Source organism: Bradyrhizobium sp. SZCCHNS3016 (genome assembly GCF_032484535.1).
GTDB lineage: Bacteria > Pseudomonadota > Alphaproteobacteria > Rhizobiales > Xanthobacteraceae > Bradyrhizobium.
This window is the reverse complement of record NZ_JAUETE010000006.1, coordinates 59,081-70,797: the sequence shown is the minus strand read 5'-3', so window position 1 is coordinate 70,797 and position 11,717 is coordinate 59,081. Positions and strand designations below refer to the sequence as shown.

General features: G+C 66.5%; 12 protein-coding genes. 5 read left to right on the top strand and 7 right to left on the bottom strand.

Going from position 1 to position 11,717, the window contains the following annotated elements; translation table 11 throughout:
* Window positions 1–29: 29 nt before the first annotated feature.
* The 7 genes from QW881_RS13635 to QW881_RS13605 form a co-directional block, all read right to left on the bottom strand.
* Complete coding sequence (locus tag QW881_RS13635; RefSeq protein WP_315757878.1) at window positions 30–257, bottom strand: hypothetical protein; 228 nt, start codon at window positions 255–257, stop codon at window positions 30–32.
* Window positions 258–512: 255 nt separating this feature from the next.
* Window positions 513–1,472 (bottom strand): serine O-acetyltransferase EpsC, encoded by a 960-nt coding sequence (gene epsC, locus QW881_RS13630; RefSeq protein ID WP_315757877.1) that lies wholly within the window; start codon window positions 1,470–1,472, stop codon window positions 513–515.
* A gap of 28 nt (window positions 1,473–1,500) precedes the next feature.
* The gene (locus QW881_RS13625) at window positions 1,501–2,073 is read right to left on the bottom strand and encodes a flavin reductase family protein (protein ID WP_315757876.1); all 573 of its coding nucleotides are present in this window, start codon (window positions 2,071–2,073) and stop codon (window positions 1,501–1,503) included.
* 62 nt (window positions 2,074–2,135) lie between these two features.
* Window positions 2,136–3,365: an acyl-CoA dehydrogenase family protein gene (locus tag QW881_RS13620; protein ID WP_315757875.1), complete on the bottom strand. Its 1,230-nt coding sequence runs from the start codon at window positions 3,363–3,365 to the stop codon at window positions 2,136–2,138.
* Between the two features lie 41 nt (window positions 3,366–3,406).
* The gene (locus QW881_RS13615; protein ID WP_315757874.1) at window positions 3,407–4,423 is read right to left on the bottom strand and encodes an NrtA/SsuA/CpmA family ABC transporter substrate-binding protein; all 1,017 of its coding nucleotides are present in this window, start codon (window positions 4,421–4,423) and stop codon (window positions 3,407–3,409) included.
* Window positions 4,424–4,440: 17 nt separating this feature from the next.
* Window positions 4,441–5,160 carry an ABC transporter ATP-binding protein gene (locus tag QW881_RS13610; RefSeq protein WP_315757873.1) on the bottom strand — a complete coding sequence of 240 codons (720 nt, stop codon included), beginning with the start codon at window positions 5,158–5,160 and terminating at the stop codon, window positions 4,441–4,443.
* A complete protein-coding gene (locus tag QW881_RS13605) occupies window positions 5,157–6,017 on the bottom strand; it encodes an ABC transporter permease subunit (protein ID WP_315757872.1) in 861 nt (286 codons plus the stop codon). The genes QW881_RS13610 and QW881_RS13605 overlap by 4 nt, the downstream gene beginning before the upstream one ends.
* A gap of 298 nt (window positions 6,018–6,315) precedes the next feature.
* Here QW881_RS13605 and QW881_RS13600 point away from each other — a divergent pair, with 298 nt between their 5' ends.
* The 5 genes from QW881_RS13600 (at window position 6,316) to QW881_RS13580 (ending at window position 11,706) form a co-directional block, all read left to right on the top strand.
* A complete protein-coding gene (locus tag QW881_RS13600) occupies window positions 6,316–7,410 on the top strand; it encodes an LLM class flavin-dependent oxidoreductase (protein ID WP_315757871.1) in 1,095 nt (364 codons plus the stop codon).
* A 250-nt stretch (window positions 7,411–7,660) separates the two neighbouring features.
* Window positions 7,661–8,752 carry an ABC transporter substrate-binding protein gene (locus QW881_RS13595; protein ID WP_315757870.1) on the top strand — a complete coding sequence of 364 codons (1,092 nt, stop codon included), beginning with the start codon at window positions 7,661–7,663 and terminating at the stop codon, window positions 8,750–8,752.
* Window positions 8,730–9,743: an ABC transporter permease gene (locus QW881_RS13590; RefSeq protein ID WP_315757869.1), complete on the top strand. Its 1,014-nt coding sequence runs from the start codon at window positions 8,730–8,732 to the stop codon at window positions 9,741–9,743. The genes QW881_RS13595 and QW881_RS13590 overlap by 23 nt, the downstream gene beginning before the upstream one ends.
* Window positions 9,737–10,528: an ABC transporter ATP-binding protein gene (locus QW881_RS13585; RefSeq protein WP_315757868.1), complete on the top strand. Its 792-nt coding sequence runs from the start codon at window positions 9,737–9,739 to the stop codon at window positions 10,526–10,528. Before QW881_RS13590 ends, QW881_RS13585 begins: the two co-directional genes overlap by 7 nt.
* Window positions 10,522–11,706, top strand: coding sequence for an acyl-CoA dehydrogenase family protein (locus QW881_RS13580; RefSeq protein WP_315757867.1), 1,185 nt, complete (start codon window positions 10,522–10,524; stop codon window positions 11,704–11,706). Before QW881_RS13585 ends, QW881_RS13580 begins: the two co-directional genes overlap by 7 nt.
* Window positions 11,707–11,717: the final 11 nt, after the last annotated feature.

Below are 11,717 nucleotides of genomic sequence, written 5' to 3'. Positions count from 1 at the left end.
TGCGTGTATCGGCAACCGACCGATATCGGCTAGTGCGGATCGCGGGCGGATGCGTAGCTCAAGTCGTGAACCGATCGCAGGCGCCGGGCGATTTGATCGGCCAGCCAGTTGATGCCGGCGCGGAGGTCGAGACCTGCTTTGTGGCCCTCCACGCGGCGCTTGCCGGAATGGTCCTGGATGCCGCCGGGCGGCTCACCGGTATCGGCAAGCCCGGGCGTATTCTGCTGAAGACTGATCACGGCGAGAGGGTCGAACATCGCAGCTTCCGTTGAAACGCTGCAGCCATCGGAGCGACTGGCGCCGGCTGCGGGAGATCAAAATCTAGTGGCCCTGTCCCGATGCTGTCGATGAAATGGATTTGCATTGTTGACCGGGGCAGGAGCATGAATACGTCGTCCTCATCAGGAACGGGGGAGCGACATTTCGAGCGGCTGCCTTCCTGCGCAGCGGATCGTCGATCGACCCGTGTGCTCGGTCGCGGCGACTGTCGCCGTCACCGCAAAATGAGTCGATCATGACTTCTGCAGCGCAGGTCCACCGACCTTGTTGCGCAGGGAGGCCTGGGTCACGACGCTGTTCGCAGGCACGTCGTGGGTCAGCCAGACGTTGCCGCCGATCGTCGAGCCCCGTCCGATCGTGATGCGGCCGAGGATCGTGGCGCCGGCATAGATGACGACGTCGTCCTCGACGATCGGATGGCGGGCGTCACCCTTGATCAGCGTGCCGTCCTCCTCGGTCGGGAAGTGGCGCGCGCCGAGCGTCACGGCCTGGTAGATCCGGACGTGGTCGCCGATCACGGCGGTCTCGCCGATCACCACTCCGGTGCCGTGATCGATGAAGAAACCGGAGCCGATCTGGGCGCCCGGATGAATGTCGATGCCGGTGCTGTTATGGGCGATCTCGGCGATCAGCCGCGACACGAGGCGAGCGTCGAGGCCATAGAGCAGATGGGCGATCCGGTGATGGATGATCGCCGTCATCCCGGGATAGCCGATCAGGATCTCCGGGAAGCTCTTGGCGGCGGGGTCACCGACGAAGGCGGCGCGCAGATCGCTGATCAGGACACCGCGCAGGGGTGGCAGCCCAGCCGCGAAGCGGCGGGTCAGCTCCACAGCCTCGGGCTGGCGGAAGCCCGGGATCAGCTCATCGCCGACGAACAAAGCGGAGCGGTGGATCTGGTCCGACAGCAGATCGAGCCCGATGCTGAGCCGGTGGCCGACGAAATAGTCGATGTTCTCGCCGTCGAGATCGTACTGGCCATAGTGGCGCGGGAACAGGGCTTCGGTGAGGGCGGAGACGATCTGCGCCAGCTTTTCGCGCGATGGCGGCCGGTGGATGACGCCGTCCTTGCGGATGCTGTGCGTCTCCTCGCGTGACACGCGCAGCTCCGCAACGAGCCGGTCGAGACCCCAGCGTTCGCCTGCAGAGGTGGCGTTGTCCGGGCCCGATCCCGTGGTGGGGCGAGAGCTCATGCCGTTTTCTCCGTGCGCATGCGCGTCATCACCGGACATGGGTCAAGGGCACGCTGACCTCGGCGAGCAGGTCGAGATCCGCATTGCGGTCGACCTCGACATACTGGTCGTTCCAATACAGCAGGCTCGACAATTTGGGCGCAAGCTCGACGCTGTCGGGGCGACCGACGATGATCGCATGCGCGTAGCGCTCGATAATCTCGTCGACCTCGCACGCGATCGCGGCCTGGGCGTGCTGCAGCAGCGGGACGCCGGCCGGGCCGCGCGACCAGTCGATGCCCTCGAACTTCTGCTGTCCCGACAGATGCGGCGTGCTGAAGCGATCAGCGAGCGCGAGCTGGTCCGAGCTGAGGATGTTGATGCCGAACCAGCCGTCGCGAGCGATCAGCGGGAACGCTGACGACCGGCTGCCGAGACTGATCATGAGCCGCGGCGGCTCTGATGACAGCGAGATCAGCGAGGCGATCGTCACCCCGGTGATCTCCTCGCCGCGGCCTGCGGTCACGACGCTGACGCCGGCCGCGACACGGCGCAGGGCCGAGTGGAAGTGCCGGGGATCGAACGCGGTCTCGGATACGAGATGAAGGTCACGCTTGCTCATCCGTCGCCTCCTTCGGGCACGAGCCGTATTGGTCGTGTCCCTCGTCGCGGCAGCGCCGTCGGTCAGAAGAAGCCCTTGGCCGGAAGCGGCGTGCCGTTGATTAGATACTGCCCGATCGCCCGCTCCTTGTAGGTGACCGGGTTGTGCGACGACAGCGTGCGGGCGTTGCGCCAGTGCCGGTCGAAATTAGTGGCCTTCTTGGTCGACGAGGCGCCGCCGACGTCGAAGATGTGTCCGCCATTTTTGATGGCCGCATCATCCGCGATGATCTTGGCCTGCGCCGACAGCAGTGCAGCCCGGTGGGCCAGCTCCTCGGCATCGGCGCGTCCGGCATCGAACGCCTCCGTGGCCGCGTCGAGCGCCTCGGCCGCAACAAGGACGACCGTCTCCGCGGCGTGCGCCGCGCTCGCGATTCTGCCGATCGTCTCCTGCAGTAGCGGGTCTTCGGTCGGCTTCTCGTGCGGCGCATAATAGAACGTGCGCTTGCGCGAGCGGACCAGCGCAATTGCGTCACGCAGGGCGGCGCGGCTGATGCCGGCGACGGCGGCGGTCAGGAACAGCTGCGCGAACGTGTTCGAATAGGGCACGCCGTAGCCGATGTCCGGAGCGTCGAACACGATCTCCTGCCGCTTGACCCTGACGTTGCGGAAATGGGTGGTGCCGGTCGCCGTGAGCCGTTGCCCCATGCCGTCCCAGTCGTCGATCAGCTCGATGCCGTCGCGGTTGACCGGGATGATCGTGGCGCCGGGACGCCCGCTCGGATCGGCCGCGCGCACCAGCACGAGATCGGAATACAAGGTGCCGGTGCTGTAATATTTGGTGCCGTTCAGCAGATAGTCGTCACCATCAGGCGTGAAGGTTGTGTTCGGCGTGATGTTGCCGACCTGGGGGCTGTCGAGCTCGGTGGTGGCAAGCCCGATGATCGCGCCGCCGGCCACCGACTTCTGCCATTCGCGCGCCTGGTCGTCGCGGGGATTGCGGACCAGCCGCTCAACCACGCTGAAATGATTGCGCAGGATGTGCGCCACATTGGCATCGGCCTCGGCGAGCCGGATCACGATCTGGAACAGATCGCGGATCGAGCTTCCGGCGCCGCCTGCGGCGACAGGCAGCCGCAGCGCCCCTAGCCGCGCCTGCTTGATCAGCGCAATCTGCTGGTGCGGCAGGATGCGCTCGCGCTCGCGGTCCGACTCGCCTTCGGCGATTGCGGCGAGCAGGGTCTCGAGTGCGCCAGGAGCGAGCGGAAGGGGCGGCTCGGTGGTGAAGGATTTGGTGGGCAGCGGCTTGTTCATGACGGACCCGGACGGTAGCGAGACAAGAGGAAGCGAGCTGCTCAGCGCTGCGGCGCCGGTTCGTCGATCTGGGCGAGGTGGTCGGCGACCTTGACCGGCTCCGGCAGCACCTTGCGCTCGACCAGCCAATCGGCGGCCTTCTGCAGGTCGGCGACGAACTGCTTGTCGTTGACGGAGAAATAGCGGTATTTGCGGTTCAGCGCGATGAACTGATCGCGGATCTGATCGCTGTATTTGCCGGCCTTCTGCGCGATGTATTCGGCGTCCTTGCTGTTCTTCGAGATCCATTTGCCCTCGGCGCGAAACGCCTCGTTGACGGCGCGTACCAGGGCCGGATTCTCGGTCGCGAACTTGCGGGTGGTCAGATAGGACGTGTAGTCGATCTGGAACTCGAGATCGCGGCCTTCCAGGAAGATGTCGTGCGCCTTGTAGTCGAGGCGGGCGATATCGACGCCCGGGCTCCACATCGACCAGGCGTCGACCTTGCCCGAAGCCAGCGCCGGCGCCGCATCCGGCGGATTGAGGTAGACGAACTTGACCTTGGAGCGGTCGACCTTGTGCTTCTCCAGCGCGGCGACCAGTAGGAATTCGCCGAGGCCGGAGCGGTTGACGGCGACCGACTTGCCGACGAGATCCTCGACCTTGTTGATGCCGGAATCATCGCGGGCGATGATCGCTGTCGTGCGGGGCTCGTAGACGACGAATTGCGTAAACACCAGTGGCGAGCCGGCAATGATCGCCGCCAGCGCCGGCGTGGTCGAGCCGCCGAAGCTGAAATCCGCGGTGCCGCCGGTGACGGCCTGCAAGGTCGGGGCGTGGTTCGGGAACGGGCCGAGCCATTCGACCTTGATGCCGTCCTTGGCGAGCAGCTTCTCGAACTCGCCGCGCTCCTTGGCGATCAGGTTGAGGCCCGAGAGACCCCAGGTGAGACGCACCGTGTCCGTGACGCGGCCGGGCGCGGACCATGCGTCATCCGTCAGGGTGAAGCCGGCGAGCGCGCCGATGCCGAAGGCGGCGGTGCCGAGGAACTGGCGGCGGGAGAAGTCATCCGAAGACATGTCGATCCTTCCGAAAATCAATCGTGAGCGTGTGAACCGAACACACCGAGCTCAGCCAGCAGGTCGCCGCGGGCGACCGTGCCGCTGCGATCCGCGCGGTGCTCGAAGGCGATCCGGCCGTCGCGCATCACCAGGATGCGATCGGCGAGCGCGATCGCTTCGTCGACGTCGTGCGTGACGAGCAGCACGCCGGGACGATGATTGGCCACGAGCTCGCGTACCAGCGCATGCATGCGGATGCGGGTCAGCGCGTCGAGCGCGGCGAACGGTTCGTCGAGCAGCAGCAGCTCCGGCTGCTGCACCAGCGCGCGGGCAAGTGCGACGCGCTGCGCCTGGCCGCCGGAGAGATTGCGTGGCCAGTCGTCGAGGCGGTCGCCCAAGCCGACCTCTGCCAGCGCCGCGGCGGCGCGGGCGCGCGCGTCGGGCACATCGAGACCGAGCGCGACGTTGCGCCACAGGCTGTCCCAGGGCAACAGGCGATGTTCCTGGAACACGACGGCGGGCCGGCGCGGCGCGATGATGCGGCCAGCCTGGATCGGATCGAGCCCGGCCAGCGCGCGCAGCAAGGTCGTCTTGCCGCAGCCGCTCTCGCCGAGCAGCGCCACGAACTCACCGCGTTCGATGCGAAGATCGAGGCCTTCGATGACGGTACGCTCGCCATAGGCGCGGCGCAGACCATTGACGATCACCGCAGGCGCGGTGGCGCCCTGCAGCGGCGGCGCGAACTGGACCGTCATCGCGCCGCTCCATAGTTCGGGTGCCATGCGAGCAGCCGCCGCTCCAGCCAGCGCGCGATCAGGTCGGCGCCGACGCCGATCAGGGCGTAGATCACGATGGTCAGCACGATGACATCGGTGCGCAGGAATTCGCGGGCGTCCATCGCGAGGAAGCCGAGGCCGGACTGCGCGCCGATCGTCTCGGCGACGACCAGTGCGAGCCACGCCGTGGCGAGCGCATAGCGGACGCCCGTGAGGATCGAGGGCAGGGCGCCGGGCAGGATGATGCGGCGGATCAGCTGCAGCGTCGACAGCGCCTGGACGCGGCCGAGTTCGATCAGCTTCGGATCGACCTGGCGGATGCCGAGCGTGGTGTTGATGTAGATCGGGAAGGTCACGCCGAGCGCGACCAGAAACACCTTTTCGGCCTCGCCGACGCCGAGCCAGACGATCACCAGCGGAAGCATGGCGAGGAACGGGATCGCGCGGATCATCTGAATGCTGCGGTCGATCAGGGCTTCGGCGATCCGCGAGAAGCCGACGAGAATGCCGAGCGCAAAGCCGATGGCGCCGCCGATCGCAAAGCCGGCAGCAGCGCGCAGCAGGCTGACGCCGAGATCGTTCAGCAGGGTGCCATGCGTCGTCAGCTTGAAGGCCGTGCGTACGATCATGCTGGGCGCCGGCAGCACCTGTGGCGACACATAGCCGCCCTGCGCCGCCGCTTCCCAGATCACGATGAGGAGGGCGGGCGCGAGCCAAGACAGGGCCTGCAGCGTCGCCGGGTTCAGCGCGCGACGCCTGTCCGCGCTGGGGCGCGCGGCGTCACGATTGGTCTGCAGCAGCTCGATCGTCTCGGCAGCTTGTTCGAGATTGCTCAAGAGTGCGTCGCCTCGCGATGTCATGCCTCTGCCGATCGAGATCACTCGGCAGATCTGTAGATCGGATGCGCGCAGGCGGCCGTGTCACGCCGCCTCGTTGCGCGCCGGCAAACTGTCCCACGAAACTTGGCTGATCGAAATAGAGCCGTTTTCCAATTGTTGTCAGGCCTGGAGGTTTTCGATTTCCCGCGCGGGCCAAAAGCGGCAAGAACGTCTTTTCCAGATTTGTTAGTACGTGCTCTGGGGATCGTGCTGTGTCGGGACGACGATGCGCGACGCTGAACTCGGAAGGCTCAACATGACGCATCTGCTTCGTTTCGGCATCTGGGCCTTGGTGCATGGCCCGCGCGCGGCGCATCAGGATCCGGAAGAGCCTTATGATGCCTCCTGGGAGCGCAATCGCGATCTCGTGCTGAAGGCCGAGGCGCTGGGGTATGATTCGACGCTGGTGGCCCAGCACACGATCAATCCGCACCAGGAGGATCTCGATCAGCTCGAGGCCTGGAGCGCAGCAGCGGCGCTCGCAGCGCTCACCAGCCGGATCGAGATCATCACCGCGATCAAGCCCTATCTGTATCATCCCGTGGTGCTCGCCAAGATGGCGCTCGGCATCGAGAACATCAGCCGCGGGCGTTTCGCCATCAATCTCGTGAATGCCTGGAACAAGCCCGAATTGGAGCGCGCCGGCATCGGCTTCGCCGAGCATGACGAGCGCTACGCCTATGGACGCGAATGGATCTCGGTGGTGTCGCGGCTGCTGCAGGGCGAGCGCCTCACGCACAAGGGCCGTTATTTCGACGTGCAGGACTACGCGCTGCGGCCGAAGGATCTCTACCGGGTCCGGCCGAGGATCTATGTCGGCGGCGAATCCGAGCCGGCGCGGTCGTTGGTCGCCGATCACGGTGACGTCTGGTTCATCAACGGCCAGCCGCTCGCCGACGTCTCCGGCCTGATCCGCGACGTTGCGGCGCGGCCGAGAGGTGCGGCGCCGCCGCCTCGCTTCGGCCTATCGGCCTTCGTGATCGCACGTCCGACCGCGGCGGAGGCGGAAGCTGCGCATCAGCGGCTGCTGCTTCTCGCCGAGAAGGACGCGCCGATGAAGGCGATCCAGAAGCAGAACACCGACCCCAAGGTGGTGATGATGCAGACCATGCAAAAGAGCGCGCGCGTCGGCAGCAATGGCGGTACGGCCGCCGGGCTGGTCGGCAGCTATGAGGAGGTCGCCGACCGCATCATCGACTTCCACGCCGCCGGCATCGAGCTGTTCATGCTGCAGTTCCAGCCGTTCGAGGCTGAAATGAAGCACTTCGCGGACGAGATCATTCCGCGCGTGCGGCAGCGACAGCGCGATCTTGGTCTCGCGACGGCCGATTCCGGCCGACGTGTGGGGTGATTTCGCCTGCGAAGCGCGCGGAAGAACTGATTGCTTTGTGAAGTTCGTTGCGCGGGGAGATATTCGCTCACCGTTGCGCCACATTCGAAAATCCATTTCATTGACGATGCGGACGGGCGAACGCATCATCCATTCATCATTGGGGCGCTGACGACAGCGCACGGTCAACGAGACATCGAGGCATTCCGCGGATGGAGTGCGGGCGCCGTGCGCCTGCGCATCGGCGGAGCTTTGTCGGCAGGAGAGGGTGATGGATAACACGGAGACGACAAGCACTTTGAGCCGGCGTCGGCTGCTGCAGGCAGGCGCCGGAGCCGCGTTGGTGGCGCCGTTCGGCGGCCTTGCCGCGCAGGCTCTGTCCTTGCGAGCCGCGCCGGAGATCGACTTTCAGCAGTTTCCGATCTGCCGGACGGCGGCTGAAGTGCCGGCTCTCACCGGCGCGCCGCGCAAGCTGAAACTGTCGTGGAATGCCGGCGCGGTGTGCCTGACGCCGGTTCCGGTGGCGATCGACCAGGGCCTCTTCAAGAAGTACAATCTCGATGTCGAGCTGATCAACTACTCGGGCTCGACCGATCAGCTGCTGGAAGCCATCGCGACCGGCAAGAGCGATGCGGGCCTCGGCATGGCGCTGCGCTGGCTCAAGCCGCTGGAGCAGGGTTTCGATGTGAAGATCGCCGCCGGCACCCATGGCGGCTGCATGCGGGTGCTGGCGCGCAGCGATTCCGGCATCACCAAGCTGGCGGACCTCAAGGGCAAGGCGGTCGCCGTCGGCGATCTCGGTGGTCCCGACAAGAACTTCTTCTCGATCCAGCTCGCGCGGCTCGGCATCGATCCGGTGAAGGATGTCGATTGGCGCGTCTATCCAGGCGCGGTCGTCAACGTCGCCGCCGACAAGGGCGAGACGCAGGCGTTCCTGGCGTCCGATCCGCTCGCTTATCTCTGGCTGAAGGACCCGGCCTACAAGGAGGTCGCCTCCAATCTCGACGGCGAGTATCAGAACCGCGTCTGCTGCATCCTCGGCCTGCGTGGCAGCCTCGTGCGCGAGGAGCCGCAGGTTGGCCGCGCTATCACGCAAGCGCTGCTCGATGCCGCGATGTTCACGGCGCAGAACCCGGTCGAGGCGGCGAAGTCGTTCCAGCCTTACGCGCCGAAGCAGGCGACGCTCGCCGATCTCGAAGGCATGGTGCGCTATCACACCCATCATCATCATCCGCATGGTGCTCCGCTGAAGCAGGAGCTGAAGGCCTATGCCGACGACCTGAAGGTCGTCTCCGTCTTCAAGCCCAGCACCGACACCAGCAAATTCGCCGAGCGCATCTATGTCGACATTTTCTCTGTCTGACGTCGCCGCCGGCGAGCTCGCGCGGAGCAGCTTGCTTGCCGACAAGCTCCGCGAGGTGGTGCCCGGCATAGCCGCGGCGTTCGCCTGGGCCGCCTTCGGCGCGTCCTGCCTCATCCGCGAGGACGTCGGCGATTGGTCGCGCACGACCGATCTCGCAATCGCCGGGTTCGTCATCGCGGCGATCCTGCTGGTGGCCAGTCTGGCCGCGCACCAACTCGGACGTGTGGGCCGCGGCTTGCGCAAGCGCAGCCCCTGGTTCATCGCGCTCGGCGTGTTCCTGACGCTGTGGGAGCTTGCCACCGCGAAATACGCCTGGCTGCCGCTGCCGTTCTTTCCGCCGCCGCAGGCCATCATCGAGGTCTACACCGACGATCTGCCGAAGCTGCTCGACAGCGTCTTCGCCTCGATCAAGCTGCAGCTCGGCGGCTACGTCATTGGCGCAGCGATCGGCTTCGTCACCGGCGTCTCGATCGGCTGGTCGACGCGGATCGGGTACTGGGTGCACCCGGTGCTGCGTTTCATCGGACCGCTGCCGGCCACGGCATGGCTGCCGATTGCCTTCTTCAGCTTCCCGACCAGCTGGAGCGCGTCGACGTTCCTGATCGCGCTCGCCACTGGTTTCCCCGTAACGGTGCTGACCTGGTCCGGCGTCGCCAGCGTGCCGAGCGCGTACTACGACGTCGCGCGGACGCTCGGCGCCAAGCCGTCGTTCCTGGTGCTGAAGGTCGCGATCCCCGCGGCGCTGCCGCATGTGTTCGTCGGCCTGTTCATGGGCCTCGGGGCCTCCTTTGCGGTCCTGGTCGTCGCGGAGATGATCGGCGTCAAGGCCGGTCTCGGCTGGTACCTGCAATGGGCACAGGGCTGGGCGGCGTACGCCAACATGTATGCGGCGCTGCTGGTGATGTCGCTGCTCTGCTCTGGCGCGATCACGCTGCTGTTCAAGACCCGTGACCGCGTGCTGGTCTGGCAGAGGGGCGTCGTGAAATGGTAGCCGTTGCGGAAGCTCGACGGGCGGCGTTCCCGGGTGCCGCGATCGACATCGCCCATGTCGACCATGCCTTCGACATCGACGGTGCCGAGCTGAAGGTGCTCGACGATGTCAGCCTGATCGTCGAGCCCGGCGAGTTCGTCGCGCTGCTGGGGCCCTCGGGCTGCGGCAAGTCGACCTTGTTGCGTCTCATCGCCGGCCTCGACAAGCCGCGCAGCGGCGTGCTGCGCGAGGACGAGATCAGCATCAGGGGACCGCATCCCTCGCGCGTCGTCGTGTTCCAGGACCCGACGCTGTTTCCATGGCGCACGGTGCGGGACAACGTCGCGCTGGGACTGGAGGCGCAGGGCATCCTCAAGAAGCAGCGCCATCGTGTCGATGCGGCGCTCGACCTGGTCGGGCTGTCCGACTTCCGCAACGCCTATCCGCATCAGCTCTCCGGCGGCATGGCGCAGCGCGTCGCGCTGGCGCGGGCGCTGGTCAACGATCCCAAGGTGCTGGTGCTGGACGAGCCGCTCGGCAAGCTCGATTCGCTAACCCGCATCGCGATGCAGGCGGAGCTCGTGGCGCTGTGGCAGCGCAAGGGTTTCACGACGCTGCTGGTCACCCACGACGTCGAGGAGGCGCTGGTGCTCGCCAATCGCGTCATCGTGCTCAGCGACCGCCCCGCGCGCATCAAGGCCGACATCGTCGTGGACAGACCCTATCCGCGGCATCGCGGTGATCCGCATCTTGCCGATCTGCGCCGGCAGATCCTTGGGCTCCTCGGCTTGGAGGCAACATGGTAGCCGTCATCGAAAGCATCGCGCCGCGCCCGGTCGGTGCAGCGGACGACGAAGAGCTGATTGCACGAGCCCTGCGGCTCGTGCCCGTCTTCGCCGAGCGTGCGCCGGCGCATGACCGTGACCGCAGCTTCCCGTTCCAGAATTTTCAAGACCTGTTCGACGCGGGCCTGCTGTCGCTGACCGTGCCGACCGCGCTTGGCGGGCATGGCGCCGGCGCACGTCTCGCCGCGCGCGTGCTCGGGATCATTGCCGAAGCCGATCCGTCGACGGCGCTGGTGCTGGCGATGCATTACATCCAGCACTTGGTGATGGCGCGGCACCAGGAGTATCCGCCGCGGCTTGCGCGCAAGCTCGCGCGGGAGTCGGTCGAGCGCGGCGCGCTGATCAACACGTTCCGCGTCGAACCCGCGCTGGGCTCGCCGTCGCGCGGCGGCCTGCCGGAAACGATTGCGCGGCGCACCGACACCGGCTGGCGGCTGAGCGGCCGCAAGATCTACTCGACGGGTGCGCCGATCCTGAGCTGGTACTCGGTGTGGGCCAAGACCGACGAGGCCGAGCCCCGGCTTGGACTCTTCCTGGTCCAGGCCGGACTGCCCGGCATCAGTATTTTGGAGACCTGGGATCATCTCGGCCTGCGCGCGAGCGGCAGCCATGACGTCGTGTTCGATGACGTCGTGATCCCGCTGGACCATGAGATCGAGCTGCGCAAGCCGGAGGGCTGGCGGGTGCAGAACCCGACGCAGGCGCTGGTCCATGCCGCCTTCGTCGGCGCGATCTATGACGGCGTCGCGCGCGCCGCACGCAACTGGATCGTCGACTTCCTGAGGACGCGGACGCCGTCGAGCCTCGGCGCACCGCTCGCGACCTTGCCCCGGGCGCAGGAGGTGCTCGGCGCGATCGAGGCGCGGCTACAGGTCAATGCGCGGCTGATCGATAGCGTGGCGCGCGATTTCGACGAGGGCAGGGTCGTCAGCCCGGTCGAAGGCAACGTCATCAAGCTGACCGTCACCAACAATGCGGTGGCGGCCGTCGAGGACGCGCTGTCGCTGTCGGGCAATCACGGCCTCAGCCGCGCCAACCCGCTCGAGCGGCACTATCGCGACGTGCTGTGCGGCCGCGTGCATACCCCGCAGGACGACGCCACGCGGATCGCCGCCGGCCGTCTGGCGCTTGGACTCTGAGAACCTGAGGA

Coding starts and splice junctions, on each gene's coding strand:
- QW881_RS13635 (WP_315757878.1), bottom strand. CDS start 257: ATGTTCGACCCTCTCGCCGTGATCAGTCTTCAGCAGAATACGCCCGGG.
- epsC (WP_315757877.1), bottom strand. CDS start 1,472: ATGAGCTCTCGCCCCACCACGGGATCGGGCCCGGACAACGCCACCTCT.
- QW881_RS13625 (WP_315757876.1), bottom strand. CDS start 2,073: ATGAGCAAGCGTGACCTTCATCTCGTATCCGAGACCGCGTTCGATCCC.
- QW881_RS13620 (WP_315757875.1), bottom strand. CDS start 3,365: ATGAACAAGCCGCTGCCCACCAAATCCTTCACCACCGAGCCGCCCCTT.
- QW881_RS13615 (WP_315757874.1), bottom strand. CDS start 4,423: ATGTCTTCGGATGACTTCTCCCGCCGCCAGTTCCTCGGCACCGCCGCC.
- QW881_RS13610 (WP_315757873.1), bottom strand. CDS start 5,160: ATGACGGTCCAGTTCGCGCCGCCGCTGCAGGGCGCCACCGCGCCTGCG.
- QW881_RS13600 (WP_315757871.1), top strand. CDS start 6,316: ATGACGCATCTGCTTCGTTTCGGCATCTGGGCCTTGGTGCATGGCCCG.
- QW881_RS13595 (WP_315757870.1), top strand. CDS start 7,661: ATGGATAACACGGAGACGACAAGCACTTTGAGCCGGCGTCGGCTGCTG.
- QW881_RS13590 (WP_315757869.1), top strand. CDS start 8,730: ATGTCGACATTTTCTCTGTCTGACGTCGCCGCCGGCGAGCTCGCGCGG.
- QW881_RS13585 (WP_315757868.1), top strand. CDS start 9,737: ATGGTAGCCGTTGCGGAAGCTCGACGGGCGGCGTTCCCGGGTGCCGCG.
- QW881_RS13580 (WP_315757867.1), top strand. CDS start 10,522: ATGGTAGCCGTCATCGAAAGCATCGCGCCGCGCCCGGTCGGTGCAGCG.